Source organism: Micromonospora sp. WMMD736, assembly GCF_049179015.1.
Classification (GTDB): Bacteria; Actinomycetota; Actinomycetes; order Mycobacteriales; family Micromonosporaceae; genus Micromonospora.
This window is the reverse complement of record NZ_JBMHMI010000001.1, coordinates 4,742,431-4,761,362: the sequence shown is the minus strand read 5'-3', so window position 1 is coordinate 4,761,362 and position 18,932 is coordinate 4,742,431. Positions and strand designations below refer to the sequence as shown.

The following is an 18,932-nucleotide window of genomic DNA, read 5'->3' as shown; positions in this document are numbered from 1 at the left end:
CCGTCCTGTCTAGACCGCGGGCGCGGCCTTCGTCAGCGCATTGATGACCCGGTCCATCGCGTCCCCACCACGGGGGTCGGTCAGGTTGGCCAGCAACTTGAGGACGAAACGCATCAGCGTCGGATGGGGCATGCCGTGCTTGGTGGCGATCCGCATGATCTCCGGACGGCCGATCAGCTTCACGAAGATGCCGCCGAGGCGGTAGTAGCCGCCGAGGCGGGCCTTCAACTCGTTCGGGTACGCCAGCAGCGCCCGCTCCCGCTCCGGCCCGGCCGGACGCGCGAGCGCCTGCACCACCACCTCCGCGGCCAGCTCGCCGGACTCCATGGCGTACGCGATGCCCTCGCCGTTGAACGGGTTGACCATGCCGCCGGAGTCGCCGACCAGCAGGACGCCACGGGTGTAGTGCGGCACCCGGTTGAAGCCCATCGGCAGGGCGGCACCGAGGATCGGGCCGTCCGCGTTGGCCTCGTCGGTCATCCCCCACTCGGCCGGGGTGTTGGCCAGCCAGTCGGTGAGCAGCCGGCGGTAGTTGGTCTTGCCGAACGCGGACGACGAGTTGAGCACGCCGAGGCCGACGTTGACCCGCCCGTCGCCGAGCCCGAAGATCCAGCCGTACCCGGGCAGCAGGTTGTCGCCGCTGTCCTTGCTACGCAGCTCCAACCACGACTCCAGGTAGTCGTCGTCGTGCTTGGCCGGCGAGTGGTAGTAGCGGCGGACGGCCACGCCGATCGGCCGGTCCTCCCGCTTGGCCAACCCGAGCGCGAGCGGGAACCGGCCGGAGACGCCGTCGGCGGCCACGACCAGCGGGGCGTGGAAGGTGGCGGGCTCCTTGCCGGGTCCCACCTCCGCCTGCACGCCGGTCACCCGGCCGTCGTCGTCGAGCACCGGGCCCAGCACGTTGACCTGGGTCCGCAGTTTGGCGCCGGCCGCGACCGCCCGCTGGGCGAGCAGGTCGTCGAAGTCCAGCCGGGTACGGACCAGCCCGTAGTTCGGGAAGCTGGCCAACTCGGGCCAGTCCAGTTCCAGGCGTACGCCGCCGCCGATCACCCGCAGACCCTTGTTGTGCAGCCAGCCGGCCTCGGGCGAGGTGTCCACGCCCATCCGGATGAGCTGGCGCACCGCACGCGGGGTCAGTCCGTCACCGCAGACCTTCTCCCGGGGAAACTCGGTCTTCTCCAACACCAGGACCCGTACGCCGTGCCGGGCCAGGTGGTACGCAGTTGCCGATCCACCGGGACCGGCGCCAACGACGATGACATCGGCGTCGTGTTCCACCGCGGTCATTCGCGCCTCCTCCCGCACGCTCGTGAAATGCTTCACAAGCCAGACGGGACGAGTGTATGACCGGCGTCATACCTGCGCAGGATCAGGGGTACCTAACTCGCCGATGTGACAGTCAGCGACCGTCCACAGCAGCCGACTGTCAGGCCGGGCTGGGCGCGTCCAGGCCGGCGTCGACCCGGATCGTCTCCGGTAGATGCTCGCGTAGCGCGCCGCCCGCCGCACGGTCCAGGGCGGCCAGCACCTCGGCGACCACCTGCCGGACGTCCGCTGGGTCCGCGCCGGCCAGCGCGCGCAACTGCGCGATGAGTTCGGCCGCGTCGTCGTCGGTGGCGGCCACCGGGCTCGCCGGGTCTGCTCCGGTCATGGCGAAGAGCCTACGGCGCAAAGTGGACTAAAGTCGGATATTCCCTAAACGCGCAGGCGTCTCGCGTGCTACGCGCGGACGGCCCGGCTGCTACGCGCGGACGGCCCGGCTGCTACGCGCGGACGGCCCGGTGCAGCGCCACCACGCCACCGGTCAGGTTGCGCCACGCCACCCGACCCCACCCCGCCGCGGCCACCCGGCCGGCCAGCGCCGCCTGGTCCGGCCAGGCCCGCACCGACTCGGCCAGATAGACGTACGCGTCGGGATTGCTCGACACCGCGCGGGCCACCACCGGCAGCGACCGCATCAGGTACGACAGGTAGACCGTCCGGAAGACCGGATTGACCGGGGTGCTGAACTCGCACACCACCAGCCGGCCGCCGGGCCGGGTGACCCGGGCCAGCTCACGCAGCGCGGCGTCGGTGTCGTTGACGTTCCGCAGGGCGAAGGAGATGGTCACCGCGTCGAAGCTCGCGTCGGCGAACGGCAGCCGCAGCGCGTCGCCGGCCAACAGCGGCACCTCGGGACGCACCCGCTTGCCGACCTGGAGCATGCCCAGCGACAGGTCCGCCCCCACCGCGTACGCCCCGGACTGGGCCAGCTCACGGGTCGACACACCGGTGCCCGCTCCCACATCCAGCACCCGCTCACCGGGCCGCAGCCCCAGGGCCGCGCGGGTGGCCCGCCGCCAGGAGCGGTCCTGCCCGAAGGCGAGCACGGTGTTGGTCAGGTCGTAACGCTCGGCCACGCCGTCGAACATCGCGGCGACCTCGTGCGGTTGCTTGTCGAGACTGGCGCGCTGGCCCTGTGGGGAACGGCTCACCCCGTCCACTCTGCCAGCCCGACGCGAGCCGTCGGCCGCTGGGTCCGCGTACCCCGAGCGTCCGGCGTCCGTCGACACGCGAGAGGGCGGGATGGTCGCCCACCCCGCCCTCTCGTCGTGCCTGGTGTCAGTCGTTCGACGTCTCGTCGCCGGGGGCGACCATGACGACCTTGCGTCGGCGGGAGAGCACCAGCAGCGCCCCACCGGCGAGCAGGATCAGACCACCGATGCCACCGATCAGGCCGGCCTGCACACCGGTCACCGGCAGCCCACCGCCGCCGGAGCCACCGCCGCCCGCGGTCGGCGACGTGCTCGTGCCCGGCGTCGTCGTGCCACCCGGAGTCGGCGTGGCGGTCGGCGTCGGCGTGACGGTCGGCGTCGGGGTCGGCTGCGCGCTGAGGTCGACGAACACGTCGAACTGCGCCGTGTTGTCCACCTCGTCGGTCTCGGTGAACGCCCGGCGTTGCGCGCCGGAGGCTTCCCGCGGCTCCTCCTCGGGGCTGCCCTGGGCGGCCTCGAGACCGGCGGCCCAGACGAACCCGGGCCGGAGCACCGACTCGGTCACGTCCTCGCCGACCTTCACCTGGACGTCGGCCGTGTAGAACTGCCCGGGCTTCAGCACGACGCCACTGTCCTCGCAGTAGGCGTTGGCGAACCCGCCGAGCGGCTGCTCCACGCAGCCGTCGGGCAGCTTGGCGAAGGTGACGCCGGCCGGCAGCGTGATCCCGTACGCCACGCCGGTCGCCTTCTTGCTGCCGTCGTTGTAGACCGCCCAGTCCAGCGGCGCGGTGTCGCCCCGCTTGACCGGCTTGAGGCCGGACTCGCCCGCCTCGTCGCCGTCCACCGTCACGTCGGCGTAGACGTCCTGCACCCAGGTGGTCAGGTCGTAACCGGGCTTGGCGACGGTGATGTCGTGCCGCACCGTGTTGTCCCGCAGGTTGGGGTCGGCGGTGGCCGAGCTGATGCTGACCACCAGCGTGCCGGCGTCGCCGCGACCGCCGGTCGAGAAGATCGGAATACCGAAGTCCTCGGTGGTGCCGGCGGCCAGATCGCCGAGCAGGCAGGTGAAGGTCGTGCCCTTGAGGTCGCAGCCGTCCGGCGCGATGACGCCGACCTTGCGGTTCTTCAGGCCCTTCGTCTCCACGGTGACCTGGACGTCCTTGGCGTCGACCGTGCTCCGGGTGTTGTCGACCTGGAACTTGAACGGCTTCGCCTTGGCCGCCTTGACGCCCTGCGCCAGCTCGTAGCTGAGCGGCACCAGGGCCAGGTCGGCCTGATCGGCGGCCTGCGCCGGGGCGGCGACGGTGGCCACGCCACCGGCCGCGAGCAGGGCCACGACGCCGGCACGTACCAGGGCCGAGCGGTGGAACGCTGTCATCAGTCCCCCGGGGGTAGGGAAGAAGGAATGGTTGCGGAACGAGCGGACGTTATCCGAGGTCGATCTCCCGCGCCAGCGTGGCGGCCGGTTTTCAACCGTCCGGTCCGGACCCGACACACGGATCGGGCGGGATGGTCACCCATCCCGCCCGTACCGCCGTGCGTTATGTGAACGACCCTCATGGGCCGATGGAGGACGCGCCTCAGACGGACGGCCGCACGCTATCCGTCGGCGATCATCTCCACCAGACCCACGCCGGGCTATGCACCGCCGAGCCCACCGGGAGGACCCGTACCGCCGAGCGGACGCAAGCGGAAGCAGGATCCCCGCTCAGCCGAACGGCCGGACCGCGACGGGCCTCAGTTGACCTCCACCAGCGGCAGCGACCGGCCCGCGCCGCCGCCGGGCAGCGCGATCGAGGAGAAGTGCGAGACCACCCGCTCGTCGGTCGGGTCGTCGGCCGGCGTGTGGTGCACCGCCAGCCGGTTGTAGAGGGTGTCGCGCTGCGCCGGGATGCGGTCCGCGGAGCGGATCATGCCGATCAGCTCGTGCAGGTTGGAGCGGTGCCGGGCGCCGGCAGAGGAGATCACGTTCTCCTCCAGCATGATCGAGCCGAGGTCGTCCACGCCCATGTGCAGAGCGAGCTGCCCGACGTCCTTGCCGGTGGTCAGCCAGGACGCCTGGAGGTGCGGCACGGTCTCGAAGAAGAGCCGGGCCACCGCGACCAGCCGCAGGTACTCCAGCGTGGTCGCCTGCGTACGGCCCTTGAGGTGGTTGTTCTCCGGCTGGTACGTCCACGGGATGAACGACCGGAACCCGCCCGTACGGTCCTGCACGTCGCGGATCATCCGCAGGTGCTCGATCCGCTCGGCGTGCGTCTCACCGGTGCCCATCATCATGGTCGCGGTCGACTCGACACCCTGCCGGTGAGCCAGCTCCATGACCTCCAGCCAACGCTCACCCGACTCCTTGAGCGGGGCGATGGCCTTGCGCGGACGCTCGGGCAGCATCTCCGCACCGGCGCCGGCGATCGAGTCCAGACCGGCGGCCTTGATCCGGGCGATGGCCTCGTCCAGGCTGACGCCGGAGACCTTGGCCATGTGCAGGATCTCGCTCGGCCCGATCGAGTGGATGGCGAGCTGCGGGTACGCCTGCTTGACCGAGGAGAACAGCTCCTCGTAGTACTCGACGCCGTAGTCCGGGTGGTGCCCGCCCTGGAGCATCACCTGGGTCGCGCCCAGCTCGACCGCCTCGCCGCAGCGACGCAGGATCTCCTCCGTCGGGTGCGTCCACCCCTCGGCGTGCTTCGGCGCGCGGTAGAACGCGCAGAACTTGCACGCCGTCACACAGACGTTCGTGTAGTTGATGTTGCGATCGATCAGGTAGGTGACGACGTTGTCCGGATAGCGCCGCCGGCGCACCGCGTCCGCCGCCTCGCCCAACGCGTGGAAGGGCGCCTCGGTGTAGAGCAGCAGGGCCTCCTCGGGCGTGATCCGCCCGCCGTCCGCGCCACGCTGCAGGATGTCGTCGATCTCCCGGCTCACCGTCACGTCATCGAGCCTACGTCGGCGACGACTCACCTCGCCGAGCTGGGGACGCCGATGTGACCCCAACCGAGTTCCATCATATTTTCAAGATCGAAATATGATGTTGAGAGACCGTTGACTTCTTATGTTTCAACCCCGAAGATATTGCCGAGGTCAAGGAGGCGCGATATGAGCGACACGGACACCGCTCCGGGCATCGCTGCCCGCTGTCGAGCCGACGGCGGACTAACGCAAGCAACTCTGGGCGAGTTACGGGACGAGTTGGGCTACCGAAAGCTCGGCCGCTGGGTCCTCGCGGAGATCGCTGAGACGCTTAGAGCTACTGGCCTCGGCTTCTTCCCTCCAGAGCGGCTCACTGCCGAACTCAACACCGAGCCGCGCCAGTGGCAGACGGTCTGGATTTACGTTCGGGATGGCGGGTCGCGGGCGCGAGTGATCGATGCCGTGCTTCAGCCCGACGACTGCGATGTACGCGCAGAACTCGACGCCATCGGCACCAAAAACCCGGCAACGCTGACACCGCAGCAGAGACTGGATCGGATCCGAGACATCCTCAACGCGTAGGCCAGGGTCAGCGACCACCACAGGAAGGGTGCACGCGCCATGAATGCGCACGTCTTCGTGGACGAGACAAAGGAGCGAGGGCTTCTCGTCGCGGCTGTGGTCGTGCTCCCGGCGGACCTGACCGCTGCCCGCCGGACCATTCGCGACCTGATCCTGCCCGGCCAGCGCCGCATCCACTTTCACAAGGAGAAAGACGACCGGCGCCGGCAAATAATCGCTGCCGTCGTCAAACTGTCCGCCCACGCGGTTATCTTCGACGCGAAGAGACACCACGATCCAAGGGCGGCCCGCGAAGCATGCCTCGTCGAGCTCGTGCAGCACGCAGCGAAGATCAGCGCGACACGTCTCGTCCTGGAGCGCGATGATTCGACATTCCAAGCCGACCGGCGTCTGCTCTTCGAGCAGGTGAGAAAGTCGGGAACGTCCAACAACCTGCGTTACGACCAACTGAGAGCCCACGAGGAGTGCTTGCTGGCCATTCCCGACGCACTGGCCTGGTGCTGGGCCAAGGGCGGACGGTGGAAGACGTCCGTGCAGCGCGTCGTCACGGAGGCGCGGCAGGTTTGACCAGGACCGGGAAACGCGAAACCCGGCTCACCCACCGTCCGGAAGGCTGCCGGGTCCACTTCCAAAGAGCTACTGCCCCTGGCAGTTGCAGGCTACCTCTGTCCGGAGCTTCCGGACAAGGAATTGACCAATTCCGTCTCTCACGCCCACCCTCAGCCTCTCCTGTCCGTGACGGGTCATCCGGGTTAGCGCTCCGACGGCATGCGACAAACGAATCGGGCCCAAGCTGCACGCTCGAAGGCCAAGACCGGACCAGCCTGGTCCTTCGAGTCGCGTACGGCGATCGCGTGGGTCAACTCGGCGACCTCGACGCAGTTGGCGTTGGTGCCGCTGCGGCTGGACTTGCGCCAGGTCGCGCCGGACAGCTCCGGAGTGATCATCGAGGGCTCACTCTCGCTCGTGCTCCGTTGCGACGCGCGCAACGAACTCCACCGATTCGACGGGGCTCAGCGCCACCTCGGCCAGCCTATCTGCCTCCCGCCGGAAGTGCGCCACCTGCGGCGGCTCCTCCAGGAACAGCCCGGTCAACTTGTGGTCCAGGTAGACCACCGATCGGTTGCGGGGAAAGTCGAAGAGCGCGAACGACCCGTCCAGCCCGGTGTGTCCGCCGACCGCCAGCGGCACCACCTGCAAGGTCACGTTGGGCCGTTCCGCGGCATGGATCAGGTGTCGAAGTTGACGGGCCATCACCCGGGGGCCGCCGAGCACCCGGCGCAACACCATCTCGTCGAGCAGAGCGTGCAACGTCGGCGGCGTGGCGCGGGTGAGAATTGCCTGCCGGCCCAACCGGGCCGCCACCCGCCCCTGCGCCTCGTCAGGCGTCGTAGTCGACCGTGAGCTTGTCGGTGGTCGGGCTGGACTGGCAGGTCAGCACGTAGCCGGCGGCCACCTCGTCCGGCTCCAGGGCGTAGTTGCGGGCCATCGTGACCGACCCGTCGACGACCTTCGCCTTACAGGTCGAGCAGACACCGCCCTTGCAGGCGTACGGCAGCTCGCCACGCACCTTCAGCGCCGCGTCCAGCACCCGCTCCTCACGGCCCATCGTGAAGCTCGACGATCGGCCGTCGAGCACGATGGTGACGTCCGTACCGACGCCCGGCTGCCCGGTGGGCCGCGCCACCGGCTCCGGCGGCGCGTCGACGTGGAACAGCTCGGTGTGCACCGCCGACTCGGGCAGCCCGCGCGCGGTCAGCACCTCCCGGGCGTCGACCACCATGCCGTACGGGCCGCAGAGGAACCATTCCTCGATCAGCTCGCCCGGAACGATGGTGCCCAGCAGGCGTGCCAACCGTTCGGCGTCGATCCGTCCGGAGAGCAACGGCGACTCGCCCTGCTCCCGGGACAGCACGTGCACCAGGTGCAGCCGGGACGGGAAACGGTCCTTCAGGTCGGCCAACTCCTCGGCGAACATCACGGTGTTCGCCGTGCGGTTGCCGTACACCAGGGTGAAGGTGCTGGCCGGTTCGACGGCCAGCGCCGTCGCGACCAGCCCGAGCACCGGCGTGATCCCGGAGCCGGCGACGACCGCCCCGTAGTGGCGGACCCGGTCCGGCGCGAACGCCGTGGTGAAGGCACCCAGCGGGGGCAGCACCTCGACCGTGTCGCCGCCGCGCAGCGCGCCGCACGCGAAGGCCGAGAAGGCGCCGCCGGGAACCTCCCGCACCCCGATCCGCAGCCGGCCGCGCCGGGCCAGGTCGTCGGGGGTGGAGCAGATGGAGTACGACCGGCGCACGTCCTCGCCGTCGTCGGTCACCCGCCGCACGGTGAGGTGCTGGCCCGCGCGGAACGCGAAGGTCTCCCGCAACTCCTCGGGTACGGCGAAGGTGACCGCCACCGAGTCGTCGGTGAGCCGGTCGACGGCCGCGACCGACAGCGGGTGGAAGGCCGGCCGGCGACGGACCGGCCGGGTGATGGTGACTGTCACAGCGCCTTCAGGTGGTCGAAGGGTTCGGAGCAGGAGCGGCAGCGCCACAACGCCTTGCACGCGGTCGAGCCGAACCGGCTCACCTGTTCGGTCTCCGGCGAGCCGCAGCGCGGGCAGCGGACCGCGAGGGTCAGCGCCACCACGCCCGGGGCGGACGCCGGGGCGGGCGGGGCGATCCCGGCGGCGGCGAGCTTCGCCCGACCGGCGTCGGAGATCCAGTCGGTGCTCCACGCCGGGCTGTAGACCATCCGCACCTCGACGTCCGGATATCCGGCCGCCGTCAGGGCGCGTCGCACGTCGGCCCGGATCACGTCCATCGCCGGGCAGCCGGTGTACGTCGGGGTGATGGTGACGACGACCCGACCGGTGACCGGATCGTCCTCGACCGCGCGCAGGATCCCCAGCTCGTCGATGGTGATCACCCGGATCTCCGGGTCGACCACGCTCGCCGCCGCCGTCCACGCGTCGGTCCCGGTCCGCTGTGCGGTGGCTCCCGCGCTCACCACTGCGCACCCGGATGTGCGCGGTGCAGCACCTGCATCTCGGCCAGCAGGTAGGACAGGTGCTCGGTGTGCACGCCGGCCCGCCCGCCGGTCGGCGCCCAGCCGCGCTCCGGCGGGGTGAGCGTCGCCTCGGCCAGCACCGGACCGACGACCTCGTCGAACGCCGACCGCAGGCCCGCCGGGTCGACCGGCGCCGCCGGGTCCGCCCCGAACAGCTCGTGGGTGTACGGCCAGACGTGGTCCACGGCGTCCTGCATCCGGCGGTGCGACTCCTCGGTGCCGTCACCGAGCCGCTTCAGCCACAGCGCGCCGTGGTCCAGGTGGTACGCGGACTCCTTGCGCGCCTTCGCGCCGATCGCGGCCAGCCGCTCGTCCGCGCAGCCGGCGAGGGCGGTGTAGAGCGGCACCTGGTACGCCGCCAGGAAGAACAGCTTCGCCATGGTCACCGCGAAGTCGCCGTTGGGCAGCTCGACCAGGAGCACGTTGCGGAACTCGCGGTCGTCGCGCAGGTACGCGAGCGCGTCCTCGTCCCGACCGGCGGCTTCCAGCTCGCCCGCGTACGACAGCAGCAGGCGGGCCGCGCCGAGCTGGTCGAGGGCGATGTTGGCGAGCGCGATGTCCTCTTCCATCTCCGGCGCGCGGGTCGCCCACTCGGCCAGCCGCTGCGCCGCCACCAGCGCGTCGTCACCCAGGCCGAGAGTGAACGCGAAGGGCCCGTTCACGCCGCCACCTCGCTCCGCCCGGCGTTGCTGGGCTGGCTGGTTCGCTCGCTCCGCTGGCTCACAGGTGTGCCACCCCGTCCGGCACCTCGTAGAACGTGGGATGGCGGTAGACCTTGTCGGCGGCCGGGTCGAAGAAGGCGTCCTTCTCGTCCGGGCTGGACGCGGTGATCGCGCCCGCCGGCACCACCCAGATCGACACGCCCTCCTGGCGGCGGGTGTAGAGGTCACGGGCGTTGCGCAGGGCCAGCTCGGCGTCCGGGGCGTGCAGGCTGCCGACGTGCGTGTGCGACAGGCCCCGCCGCGCCCGGACGAAGACCTCCCACAGAGGCGAGTGTTCGTTGCTCACGCGGCCACCTTCTCCCTCGTGTCGGCGCGCTTGGCGGCGTACGCCGCGGCGGCCTCGCGTACCCATGCGCCGTCGGCGTGGGCGGCCCGGCGGTGCGCCATCCGCTCGCGGTTGCACGGACCGTCGCCCTTGATGACCCGCATCAGCTCGTCGTAGTCCGGCTGGCTGTAGTCGTACGCCTGCCGCTCCTCGTTCCAGCGCAGGTCGTCGTCGGGAATGCGCAGCCCGAGGACCTCGGCCTGCCCGACGCACATGTCGACGAAGCGCTGCCGCAGGTCGTCGTTCGAGAAGCGCTTGATCTTCCAGGCCATCGACTGGGCGGAGTGGGTGGAGTCGCCGTCCGGCGGACCGAACATCGCCAGCGACGGGTACCACCAGCGGTCGACCGCGTCCTGGGCCATGGCCTGTTGCGCCGGGGTGCCGTGCGCGAGGGTGTGCAGGATCTCGTACCCCTGGCGCTGGTGGAACGACTCCTCCTTGCAGACCCGGATCATCGCCCGGGCGTACGGCCCGTAGGAGCACCGGCACAGAGGCACCTGGTTGACGATTGCCGCGCCGTCCACCAGCCAGCCGATCGCGCCCACGTCGGCCCAGCTCAGGGTGGGGTAGTTGAAGATCGAGCTGTACTTCTGCCGGCCGTCGAGCAGCAGCTGGACCAGTTCGTCGCGGCTGATGCCGAGGGTCTCGGCGGCGGCGTAGAGGTAGAGGCCGTGACCCGCCTCGTCCTGCACCTTGGCCAGCAGGATCGCCTTGCGCTTGAGCGAGGGCGCCCGACTGATCCAGTTGCCCTCGGGCTGCATGCCGATGATCTCGGAGTGGGCGTGCTGGGCGATCTGCCGGATCAGCGTCCGCCGGTACGCCTCGGGCATCCAGTCGCGCGGCTCGATCTTCTGCTCCGCGTCGACCACCTCGGTGAAGTAGGCCGCCAGATCCTCGTCCGGCGCCGGGCCGCCGCGACGTTCACGAGCGGCGGCGGCGCGCAGCTCGGCCTCGGCCGCTTCGACCTCGCCGAGCAGGCCCGCGCCGGGCGCGTCGTCCGGTGCGTCGCCGGGGGCGGAGAAGTCGTTGCCATACATGAGGACAAGTGTTACAGCTTGCGCCCGAATGCACTAGGGGGTGTAACAGGAAACCGGAGTGACGTTGCGTCACTGATGGGCAGATCTCCGCTACCCACCGCGACATCGGCGGTTATGACCTGGATCACGAGAAGCAGGTCAAACCTCCCATAAGCCACAAAGTTCCGGGATTTTCTCCCGATTTCGCACGTTGCCTGGTGTCGACCTCTGGCGATCGGCCCGTCCGGACGTAGACTTCTGCCGGTCACACGATCGGCTGCCCCCACGCCGGCTTCACAGAGGCCACCTCCCCCGGCCTCGGCGCACGCACCGGTCGCCCCGGACAACGAAGCCGGTCCCCCCGGCCCTGACATCTGGAGCTCACCCAACTCATGCGATCTCGCGTGACCATGGTGCTCGCCGTCGTGGCGGTGATCCTCGGTGGCGTTCTACTGGTCCCCACCGCGTACGCCCGACTGTCCAGCGACGCTGGCGGAGGCGGCGGTGGTGGCACCACCAGCAGCGTCGCCGCGCCCGCGCCCGCGCCGGCCCCGCCGCCACCCCCCACGCTGGCCGCAGGCCGCGTCTCGGTGGCCTTCAAGGGCGACTTCTTCTCGTGGGCGCTGCTCGACCGGGGAACCGGCAAGATCTCCGGATCGTCGAACATGAGCGCGACCAGCTCCACCGAATCGATGATCAAGGCGTGGATCGTCTCGGACTACCTGCGCCAGCTCAAGGACAGGGAGCCGCCGCCCGCGCTCAAGCAGGCGGCCAGCCTCGCCATCATCGACAGCAACGACGGCGCGGCTGACAAGGTCCACGCTGCGGCGGGCGGATCGTACAAACCGTCGAAGAGCGCCACCCCCGATCCGGTGATCCAGCGAGCGATCAGGATCTGCGGTCTGACCGACACCAAGCGCGGCAACGTCGAGCCCTACACCGGCTACTGGAGTTTCACCCGGATGTCCCCCCGCGACGCCGCCCGCGTCGGCGACTGCATCGCCGACGGCAGGGCTGCGGGCCCGAAGTGGACCAAGTGGGTGCTGGACCAGATGAGCAAGGTCCGCGGCACGACCGCGAAGAAGGACCAGCGGGCCAGCTCCGGTGGTGGCCGCTGGGGGATCATCGACGGCCTGCCCAAGTCGATCACCGCACAGGGGCCGGTCAGCATGAAGAACGGCTGGACTCCGCTCTCCTACGACGGAAACTGGCACGTCAACTGCCTCGCGGTCAACGGAAAGTGGAGTCTCGCGGTGATGCTGCGCTACCCGGTCAAGCAGGGGCTGGACTACGGCGCGCAGGTCTGCGCCAGCGTCGCCACCCAACTGGTCACCCCGCAGCCCGGCGCCGCGCTCAAGGTGCCGCAGCAGCCGGTCGGGAAGCTCTGATGGCCGGGAACCGGCGGGCCGATCGACGCGGCGAAGGGGAGACTTCGCCACTGCGCCTGATCGCCGTCGCGGTCATCCTCATCGGGCTGGTACTGGTCTCCCTGCGCCTGCTGCCCGGGTCGCCGTTCGAGTCGGCCGCCGCCGCCAAGTGGGGTGACTCCGAGACGACGAGCAGCGGCCGGTCCACCGACGCGGCCACCGACCGCAGCGCCCGCCAGCCGGCCCCGCCGAGCCCCAGCCCGTCGCTGGCGCCGCTGCCGTTCCAGGCCAAGAACCTCGACCTCGACATCGAGGGCTGGTACTCCTGGAGCGTTCTCGACCGCCGGACCGGGCAGATCATCGGTTCGAAGAACATGGGCGAGACCAGCACCACCGCCTCGCTGATCAAGTCCTGGATCGTCGCCGACTACCTGCGCCGCGCCGCCGAGACCGGTCAGACACCGAGCGACGCGAAGCTCGCCGACGCCACCCGCATCATCCGGGACAGCGACAACACGCGGGCCGAGCAGTTCTACAACTCGGTCGGCCGGGACGCCTCGATCCGGCGGCTGCTCTCCATGTGCAAGCTGACCGACAGCGGCGTCGCCCCGGACAAGGGTTGGTCCCGTACGGCGCTCTCCCCCCGTGACACCGCGCGACTGGGCAACTGCATCGCCACCGGCACCGCCGCCGGGCCGAAGTGGACCAAGTGGCTCCTCAACGAGATGAAGCTGGTCCGGGGTGCCGGCGACTTCGGCATCCGCAAGGCGTTCCCGCCCGCGCAGCAGAAGCAGATCGCCATCAAGAACGGGTGGATCGACCGGACCGCCGAGCAGGAGATGCACATCAACTGCCTGGCCATCGGCGACACCTGGACGATGGGCGTGATGGTCCGGTATCCGATCGACATGGGCTACGAGTACGGCATGAAGAACTGCCAGAAGATCACCGAGGCGCTGCTGCGCCCCGGCATCTGACGCGACCGTCCTTCCGCGTCCCGAGCGCCGCTCTGTCCGTCAGAGCGGCGCTCCGTCCATTTCGCGGCGCAGCGGCGCTGATCAACCAGCGAAGAACTCCGGGCCGTCGGCGGGCAGGGCCGGGACCTCGCCGAGTGCGGCGACGCGCCGGGCGAACTCCCGCAGCCCGGCGACCTGCCGCTCGCCCAGCGAGAAGTCCAGGGTCCGGAAGTACGTGGCCAGCGTCGCGGCGTCGAACGTCTCCCACCGTGCCGCTGCCTCGGCGACCTGGTCCAGCTCGGAGAGGCAGAGGTCCCGCGAGCGCAGGAACGCCTCGTGCACCTCCTTGACCAGGCCCGGGTGCGCGGCCGCGAAGTCGCGGCGGACCGCCCAGACGGCGAAGACCATCGGCAGCCCGCTCCAGTCCCGCCAGGCCTGCCCGAGGTCGGTCACCGTGAGGCCCCGCAACGGCGCCTCGTGGTACGCCCGCAGCGCCACGTCCCCGATCAGGACCCCGGCGTCGGCCTCCAGCAGCATCTGGGTCAGGTCCGGAGGGCAGCGGAAGTACTCGGGCCGTACCCCGTACCGCTCGGTGAGCAGCAACTGCGCCAGCATCACCCCGGTCCGCGACGTCGAGCCGAGCGCCACGCGCGCACCGTCCAGCTCGGCGAGTGGCCGGGTGGAGACCATGTTGACCGAGAGCACCGGCCCGTCGCTGCCCACCGCCAGGTCCGGCAGGAGGAGCAGCTCGTCGGTGTGCTTCAGGTACTCCATCAGGGTGATCGGACCGATGTCGAGGTCGCCGGCCACCAGCGCCGCGCTCAGCCGATCCGGCGAGTCCTTGTGCAGGTCGACGTCGAGCAGGCTGCCCGAGCGCATCAGGCCCCAGTAGATCGGCAGGCAGTTCAGGAACTGGATGTGCCCGACCCGCGGGCGTGCGACGCGCTCAACCATGACCCGACCGTATCCCCGGCCTCGGGATCCAGCCCGTCGGGCCGGCTCGTAGTGGCCAACCCCGCACCCGACCCACCCGATCGCCGCGCTCCACCGCCGGCCCGCCGGCCCGCCGGCCCGCTGGCCCGCAACCGGCGTAGCCGGGCGGTGATCGACTCGACTTCGCTGAAGTCGGGGTGTCCGGGGCCGGTTGACACCGCGATATCGGTGAACTCGTGTCGATCATGCCGACCTGGCAAACCGCTCTCTCGACGAATTCAGGCCTGGACGGCGCGCCGACTCGTCCGGGTGGTTGGCTCGGTAATTCGGTGGAAGGGGTGGCGAGAAGAGCGTAGGGTTGCAGCCCGCTTGACGGCCGAGGTGAGCTGCACCGGAACGGACGTCGTCGCGCCGGGAGGTCGGCCATCCGCCCCCGGAAACGCGAGCGAGCAGCAGATGTGAACGATGGGACGTCAGCATGCCCGCACCTGACCTCGACACGGATCTCGACACCGACCTCGCGTCCGAACGAGCCCACCTGGCCGCCTCGCGCGCGGCCCTGCGCCGGATGCGGGAGCGGGCCGAAGCCCTCTTCTCCACCGGTGACCAGGTCGCCGGCGACTCCTACGCGGCGGAAACCCTGGGCCGCACACTCGCCCGCCGGGTCGCCGAACTGGCCGACGACCCCACCACCCCGCTGTTCTTCGGCCGCCTCGAATTCGGCGGACAAGCACCGGACGAGGACACCGCGAGCGGCCTGACGCAGGCCACCAGCAGCCCGACCAACAGCAGCCCAAGCGGCAGCGCAGGCGAGCATGCTGGTCGGCGGTATCACGTGGGGCGGCGGCACGTCACCGACGAGCTCGGTGAGCCGCTGGTACTGGACTGGCGGGCGCCGGTCTCCCGCTCGTTCTACCGGGCCAGCGCTCGCGACCCGCAGGGTGTCGCGGTGCGGCGGCGGTTCGGGTTCAGCAACGGGGTGTTGACGAGTTTCGAGGACGAGCGGCTGGACCGGGGCGAGGAGCTGGGTACGGCGAGCCGGATCCTCGCGGCCGAGATCGAGCGACCGCGCGTGGGGCCGATGCGGGACATCGTCGCCACCATCCAGCCGGAGCAGGACGAGCTGGTCCGGGCCGACCTGGCCGACTCGATCTGCGTGCAGGGGGCACCGGGCACGGGGAAGACGGCCGTCGGCCTGCACCGGGCCGCGTACCTGCTCTACCTGCACCGGGAGCGGTTGCGGCGGGCGGGTGTGCTGATCGTGGGGCCGAACCGGGCGTTCCTGTCGTACATCGCGGCGGTGCTGCCGGCCCTCGGCGAGGTCGAGGTCGAGCAGGCCACCGTGGAGGAGCTGATCTCGCGGGTGCCGGTCCGCGCGGTGGAGACGTCGGCGGCCGCCGCGCTGAAGCACGACGCGCGGATGGCGACCGTGCTGCGCCGGGCGGTGCAGGCACAGATCGGTACGCCGACCGACCCGATCACCGTCTCCGACGGCTCGTTCCGGTGGCGGATCGGGCTGGAGCCGCTGCACCGGATCGTCGAGGAGACCCGCCGGGAGGAGCTGCCGTACGGCACCGGTCGGGAGCGGGTTCGGGCGCGGGTGGTGAGTCTGCTGCAACGGCAGGCCGAGGCACGGCGGGCCGAGTCGCCCAGCGACGCGTGGCTGCGCCGGATGGGTCGGTGCCGGCCGGTGGTGGACTTCCTGGACGCGGTGTGGCCGGCGCTCACCCCGGAAGGTCTGGTGCACGGCCTGTTCGCCGACCCGGCCCGACTGGCCGCCGCTGCGGACGGGCTCCTCAGCGACGCCGAGCAGGAGTTGCTGGTCTGGGCGAAGCCGGCGCGTACCCCGAAGGCCACCCGCTGGACCGCCGCGGACGCCGTGCTCGTCGACGAGGCGGCCGGGCTGTTGGAGCGGCCTTCCGGGTTCGGGCACGTGGTGGTGGACGAGGCGCAGGACCTGTCGCCGATGCAGTGCCGGGCCATCGCCCGGCGCAGTGAGCACGGTTCGATCACGCTCCTCGGCGACCTCGCGCAGGGCACCACGCCGTGGGCGGCCACCGACTGGAGGGAGTCCCTGCGGCACCTGGGCAAGCCGGACGCCGTGGTGGTCCCGCTGACGGTCGGCTTCCGGGTGCCCGCAGCGGTGGTGGCCTTCGCCAACCTGCTGCTGCCGGCGCTCGCGGTGGACGTACCCCCGGCGGAGTCGCTGCGGCACGACGGCGGCCTGGAGGTGCGTACCGTGGCCGATCTGACCGCCGCCACGGTGGCCGAGGTGCGCGCGGCGCTCGCGCACGACGGGTCGGTCGGCGTGATCGCCGCGGACGACGCGGTCGACGGGCTGCGCGCGGCGCTCGCCGCCGCGGGCGTGGCCAGCGCGACCGCCGACGACGTCACGGCCGCCCAGCGGGTCACGGTGGTGCCCGCGACGCTGGTCAAGGGCCTGGAGTACGACCACGTGGTGGTGGTCGAGCCGGCCGCGATCGTCGCGGCCGAGCCGCGCGGGCTGCACCGGCTGTACGTGGTGCTCACCCGCGCGGTGTCCCGGTTGTCGGTGCTGCACACCGAACCGCTGCCCGCGCCGCTGCTGACCGCGCCGCAGGCCACACCGCTCACGCCGGTACCGCTGTAGGCCCGCCTGCCGTGTGTCGGCAACCAGGCAGTCCACGGGACACACCGGCTTGACTTTGCGCCGTAAAGTAGTTTGCATGGCCCCTGAAGACGACCTGCCACCCTCCGACGCCGCCAGCGCTCTCCGGCTGATCGACGACCAGCGCGCGGCCACCGTCCGTCGCCTACAGCCCGACGCACGGCTGCTCTACTGGCCGTGGGGCGTGGCCTGGCTGATCGGCTTCGGGCTGTTCTTCCTGCGCTTCTCCCCGGGCGGTCGGGTGCTGGTCGCCCTGCCCGACTGGCTGCCGCTGACCGTGCTCTTCGCCCTGCTCATCGCCGCCGGAGCGATCCAGGCGGTGGCGATGGGCAGGGCGTACGGGCAGGTGACCGGCGACTCGGCGGTGCGCGGCCGCTGGTACGGGTGCGCCTGGGCGCTGGGCTCGGTGAGCGTGTACGCGGCGGTCGGCCGGGTGTCCGAGCACCTGCCGTACGACCTGGCCGGTCTACTGTGGTCGGCTGCGGCCGTCGGGCTGACCGGCGCGCTGCACATGGCCGGCGGCGCGATCTGGCTGGACCGAGACCTGTTCCGGCTCGGCGTCTGGATCAGCGTCATCAACGTGGTGGGCGCGATCGCCGGGCCGGGTTGGCACCCGCTGGTCGTCTCGGTGGCCGGCGGCGTCGGGATCCTGGTCGCCGGGACGATCGCCCGACTGCGCCAGCGGGGACGTTCGTGACCGACCTCGACCCGGTCATCCACGCCCAGGCACGGCTGCGGGTGGTCGCCGCGCTCTCCGCGCTCAACGACGGCGACCGGGTCACCTTTCCCCGACTTCAGGACCTGCTCGCGATGACCGCCGGCAACCTCTCCGTCCACCTCCGCAAGCTGGAGGACGCCGGGTACGTCGAGATCAACAAGACCCACCGTGGACGGACGCCGGCCACCCTGATCCGGCTCAGCCGGCGCGGCCGGCTGGCGTTCGAGGAGTACACCGAAGCCATCCGCGCCCTGCTCGACCCCACCTCACTCGGCTCCACCCCGTCGAAGGAGCAGCCATGACCCTCGCCCGCGCCGACCAGGTCAGCCGCCGGTACGGCGACGTCCTCGCCCTCGACCGCGTCGACCTGGAGGTCCGGGCCGGCGAACTGGTCGGCCTGCTCGGCCCGAACGGCGCCGGCAAGAGCACCCTGATGAACCTGCTGGTCGGGCTGCGCCGACCCAGCTCCGGCCGGGTCGAGTTGAACGGCCGCGACCCGCGTGACCCGGCAGCCCGGCGGCAGATCGGCGTCACCCCGCAGGAGACCGGCCTGCCGGGCACGCTGCGGGTGGGCGAGGTCGTCGACTTCGTCTCGGCCCACTACCCCGACCCGGTCCCCCGGGGTGAACTGCTGGACCGGTTCGGTCTGGGCGACCTCGCCCGGCGGCAGACCGGCGGGCTCTCCGGCGGCCAGCGTCGCCGGCTGGCCGTGGCGCTGGCCTTCGTCGGCCGGCCCCGACTCGTCCTGCTCGACGAGCCGACCACCGGCCTGGACGTCACCGCCCGGCACACCCTGTGGGACGCCATCCGCGCCTTCCACGAGGACGGCGGGACGGTGCTGTTGAGCAGCCACTACCTGGAGGAGGTGGAGGCGCTCGCCCGCCGCGTGGTGGTGATCGGGCAGGGTCGGGTGCTCGCCGACGACACCGTGGACGCCGTACGCGGCATCGTCGGCGTACGGCGGGTCAGCCTGGTCACCGACGAGCTGCCCGAGCTACCCGGTGTCGTCCGCGCCGAACGGGTCGACGGGCGCCTGCACCTGCTCACCAGCGACGCCGACGAGCTGGTCCGCGCGCTGGTCCGCTCCGGGGCCACCTTCGCCGACCTGGAGGTCCGGCCAACCTCGCTGGAGGAGGCGTTCCTCGCCCTCACCGGGGGGACGGAAACACCGGAACAGGCCTCACCCGCTGCCACCGCCAGCGGCCAACCCACCGCCGTCTGAGGAGGCGCA

21 protein-coding genes are annotated in these 18,932 nt (G+C 71.0%); 8 read left to right on the top strand and 13 right to left on the bottom strand.

Annotated elements, in window-relative coordinates; translation table 11 throughout:
* Positions 1–9 precede the first annotated feature (9 nt).
* From ACN269_RS21545 to mqnC, 5 genes are all read right to left on the bottom strand, one after another.
* Positions 10–1,287 carry a geranylgeranyl reductase family protein gene (locus tag ACN269_RS21545; RefSeq protein WP_421474110.1) on the bottom strand — a complete coding sequence of 426 codons (1,278 nt, stop codon included), beginning with the start codon at positions 1,285–1,287 and terminating at the stop codon, positions 10–12.
* Positions 1,288–1,426: 139 nt separating this feature from the next.
* On the bottom strand, positions 1,427–1,651 hold the full coding sequence (locus ACN269_RS21540; RefSeq protein WP_421474109.1) for a hypothetical protein: 225 nt from the start codon (positions 1,649–1,651) through the stop codon (positions 1,427–1,429).
* Between the two features lie 112 nt (positions 1,652–1,763).
* Positions 1,764–2,474: a demethylmenaquinone methyltransferase gene (locus ACN269_RS21535; protein WP_421474108.1), complete on the bottom strand. Its 711-nt coding sequence runs from the start codon at positions 2,472–2,474 to the stop codon at positions 1,764–1,766.
* A gap of 127 nt (positions 2,475–2,601) precedes the next feature.
* Positions 2,602–3,852 carry an LPXTG cell wall anchor domain-containing protein gene (locus ACN269_RS21530; protein WP_421474107.1) on the bottom strand — a complete coding sequence of 417 codons (1,251 nt, stop codon included), beginning with the start codon at positions 3,850–3,852 and terminating at the stop codon, positions 2,602–2,604.
* Positions 3,853–4,211: 359 nt separating this feature from the next.
* On the bottom strand, positions 4,212–5,402 hold the full coding sequence (gene mqnC / locus ACN269_RS21525; RefSeq protein ID WP_421474106.1) for a cyclic dehypoxanthinyl futalosine synthase: 1,191 nt from the start codon (positions 5,400–5,402) through the stop codon (positions 4,212–4,214).
* Between the two features lie 165 nt (positions 5,403–5,567).
* Between mqnC and ACN269_RS21520 the strand changes: the two genes are divergently transcribed.
* Positions 5,568–5,963 carry a hypothetical protein gene (locus ACN269_RS21520; protein WP_421474105.1) on the top strand — a complete coding sequence of 132 codons (396 nt, stop codon included), beginning with the start codon at positions 5,568–5,570 and terminating at the stop codon, positions 5,961–5,963.
* A 39-nt stretch (positions 5,964–6,002) separates the two neighbouring features.
* Positions 6,003–6,530, top strand: a complete 528-nt coding sequence (locus tag ACN269_RS21515) for a hypothetical protein (RefSeq protein WP_421474104.1) — start codon at positions 6,003–6,005, stop codon at positions 6,528–6,530.
* 185 nt (positions 6,531–6,715) lie between these two features.
* Here the strand turns inward: ACN269_RS21515 and ACN269_RS21510 are convergent, their stop codons facing one another.
* Genes ACN269_RS21510 through paaA form a run of 7 tightly spaced genes read right to left on the bottom strand, consistent with a single transcriptional unit; the run spans position 6,716 to position 11,101 of the window.
* Positions 6,716–6,910 (bottom strand): DUF397 domain-containing protein, encoded by a 195-nt coding sequence (locus ACN269_RS21510; RefSeq protein ID WP_421474103.1) that lies wholly within the window; start codon positions 6,908–6,910, stop codon positions 6,716–6,718.
* 7 nt (positions 6,911–6,917) lie between these two features.
* Positions 6,918–7,328 carry a DUF5753 domain-containing protein gene (locus ACN269_RS21505; protein ID WP_421474102.1) on the bottom strand — a complete coding sequence of 137 codons (411 nt, stop codon included), beginning with the start codon at positions 7,326–7,328 and terminating at the stop codon, positions 6,918–6,920.
* Positions 7,329–7,344: 16 nt separating this feature from the next.
* Positions 7,345–8,454 (bottom strand): 1,2-phenylacetyl-CoA epoxidase subunit PaaE, encoded by a 1,110-nt coding sequence (gene paaE / locus ACN269_RS21500; protein WP_421474101.1) that lies wholly within the window; start codon positions 8,452–8,454, stop codon positions 7,345–7,347.
* Entirely contained in the window at positions 8,451–8,957 is a 507-nt protein-coding gene (gene paaD, locus ACN269_RS21495) for a 1,2-phenylacetyl-CoA epoxidase subunit PaaD (RefSeq protein WP_421474100.1), read from the bottom strand. Before paaD ends, paaE begins: the two co-directional genes overlap by 4 nt.
* Entirely contained in the window at positions 8,954–9,679 is a 726-nt protein-coding gene (gene paaC / locus ACN269_RS21490) for a 1,2-phenylacetyl-CoA epoxidase subunit PaaC (protein ID WP_421474099.1), read from the bottom strand. Before paaC ends, paaD begins: the two co-directional genes overlap by 4 nt.
* Before the next feature lie 58 nt (positions 9,680–9,737).
* Positions 9,738–10,025: a 1,2-phenylacetyl-CoA epoxidase subunit PaaB gene (gene paaB / locus ACN269_RS21485; RefSeq protein ID WP_266248073.1), complete on the bottom strand. Its 288-nt coding sequence runs from the start codon at positions 10,023–10,025 to the stop codon at positions 9,738–9,740.
* Complete coding sequence (gene paaA / locus ACN269_RS21480) at positions 10,022–11,101, bottom strand: 1,2-phenylacetyl-CoA epoxidase subunit PaaA (RefSeq protein ID WP_421474098.1); 1,080 nt, start codon at positions 11,099–11,101, stop codon at positions 10,022–10,024. Before paaA ends, paaB begins: the two co-directional genes overlap by 4 nt.
* A 371-nt stretch (positions 11,102–11,472) precedes the next feature.
* On the opposite strand from paaA, the gene ACN269_RS21475 reads away from it, so the two are divergent.
* Positions 11,473–12,468 carry a hypothetical protein gene (locus ACN269_RS21475; RefSeq protein WP_421474097.1) on the top strand — a complete coding sequence of 332 codons (996 nt, stop codon included), beginning with the start codon at positions 11,473–11,475 and terminating at the stop codon, positions 12,466–12,468.
* Positions 12,468–13,424 (top strand): hypothetical protein, encoded by a 957-nt coding sequence (locus ACN269_RS21470; RefSeq protein ID WP_421474096.1) that lies wholly within the window; start codon positions 12,468–12,470, stop codon positions 13,422–13,424. Before ACN269_RS21475 ends, ACN269_RS21470 begins: the two co-directional genes overlap by 1 nt.
* An 81-nt stretch (positions 13,425–13,505) precedes the next feature.
* Here the strand turns inward: ACN269_RS21470 and ACN269_RS21465 are convergent, their stop codons facing one another.
* Positions 13,506–14,357 carry a menaquinone biosynthetic enzyme MqnA/MqnD family protein gene (locus tag ACN269_RS21465; RefSeq protein ID WP_421474095.1) on the bottom strand — a complete coding sequence of 284 codons (852 nt, stop codon included), beginning with the start codon at positions 14,355–14,357 and terminating at the stop codon, positions 13,506–13,508.
* 457 nt (positions 14,358–14,814) lie between these two features.
* Here ACN269_RS21465 and ACN269_RS21460 point away from each other — a divergent pair, with 457 nt between their 5' ends.
* The 4 genes from ACN269_RS21460 to ACN269_RS21445 all read left to right on the top strand — a co-directional run bounded on the left by ACN269_RS21460 (position 14,815) and on the right by ACN269_RS21445 (position 18,923).
* Positions 14,815–16,965, top strand: a complete 2,151-nt coding sequence (locus tag ACN269_RS21460; protein WP_421474094.1) for a HelD family protein — start codon at positions 14,815–14,817, stop codon at positions 16,963–16,965.
* A 76-nt stretch (positions 16,966–17,041) separates the two neighbouring features.
* Positions 17,042–17,680, top strand: coding sequence for a transporter (locus tag ACN269_RS21455; protein ID WP_421474093.1), 639 nt, complete (start codon positions 17,042–17,044; stop codon positions 17,678–17,680).
* On the top strand, positions 17,677–18,003 hold the full coding sequence (locus tag ACN269_RS21450) for a winged helix-turn-helix domain-containing protein (protein WP_421474092.1): 327 nt from the start codon (positions 17,677–17,679) through the stop codon (positions 18,001–18,003). Before ACN269_RS21455 ends, ACN269_RS21450 begins: the two co-directional genes overlap by 4 nt.
* A complete protein-coding gene (locus tag ACN269_RS21445) occupies positions 18,000–18,923 on the top strand; it encodes an ABC transporter ATP-binding protein (protein WP_421474091.1) in 924 nt (307 codons plus the stop codon). The genes ACN269_RS21450 and ACN269_RS21445 overlap by 4 nt, the downstream gene beginning before the upstream one ends.
* The last annotated feature ends 9 nt before the right edge of the window (positions 18,924–18,932 follow it).

Bases quoted from the DNA above. Each gene is read 5' to 3' on its own strand.
- ACN269_RS21515 (WP_421474104.1), top strand. From the start codon at position 6,003: ATGAATGCGCACGTCTTCGTGGACGAGACAAAGGAGCGAGGGCTTCTC.
- ACN269_RS21470 (WP_421474096.1), top strand. From the start codon at position 12,468: ATGGCCGGGAACCGGCGGGCCGATCGACGCGGCGAAGGGGAGACTTCG.
- ACN269_RS21530 (WP_421474107.1), bottom strand. From the start codon at position 3,852: ATGACAGCGTTCCACCGCTCGGCCCTGGTACGTGCCGGCGTCGTGGCC.
- ACN269_RS21545 (WP_421474110.1), bottom strand. From the start codon at position 1,287: ATGACCGCGGTGGAACACGACGCCGATGTCATCGTCGTTGGCGCCGGT.
- ACN269_RS21540 (WP_421474109.1), bottom strand. From the start codon at position 1,651: ATGACCGGAGCAGACCCGGCGAGCCCGGTGGCCGCCACCGACGACGAC.
- ACN269_RS21455 (WP_421474093.1), top strand. From the start codon at position 17,042: ATGGCCCCTGAAGACGACCTGCCACCCTCCGACGCCGCCAGCGCTCTC.
- paaA (WP_421474098.1), bottom strand. From the start codon at position 11,101: ATGTATGGCAACGACTTCTCCGCCCCCGGCGACGCACCGGACGACGCG.
- ACN269_RS21445 (WP_421474091.1), top strand. From the start codon at position 18,000: ATGACCCTCGCCCGCGCCGACCAGGTCAGCCGCCGGTACGGCGACGTC.
- ACN269_RS21475 (WP_421474097.1), top strand. From the start codon at position 11,473: ATGCGATCTCGCGTGACCATGGTGCTCGCCGTCGTGGCGGTGATCCTC.
- ACN269_RS21520 (WP_421474105.1), top strand. From the start codon at position 5,568: ATGAGCGACACGGACACCGCTCCGGGCATCGCTGCCCGCTGTCGAGCC.
- ACN269_RS21465 (WP_421474095.1), bottom strand. From the start codon at position 14,357: ATGGTTGAGCGCGTCGCACGCCCGCGGGTCGGGCACATCCAGTTCCTG.
- ACN269_RS21460 (WP_421474094.1), top strand. From the start codon at position 14,815: ATGCCCGCACCTGACCTCGACACGGATCTCGACACCGACCTCGCGTCC.
- ACN269_RS21510 (WP_421474103.1), bottom strand. From the start codon at position 6,910: ATGATCACTCCGGAGCTGTCCGGCGCGACCTGGCGCAAGTCCAGCCGC.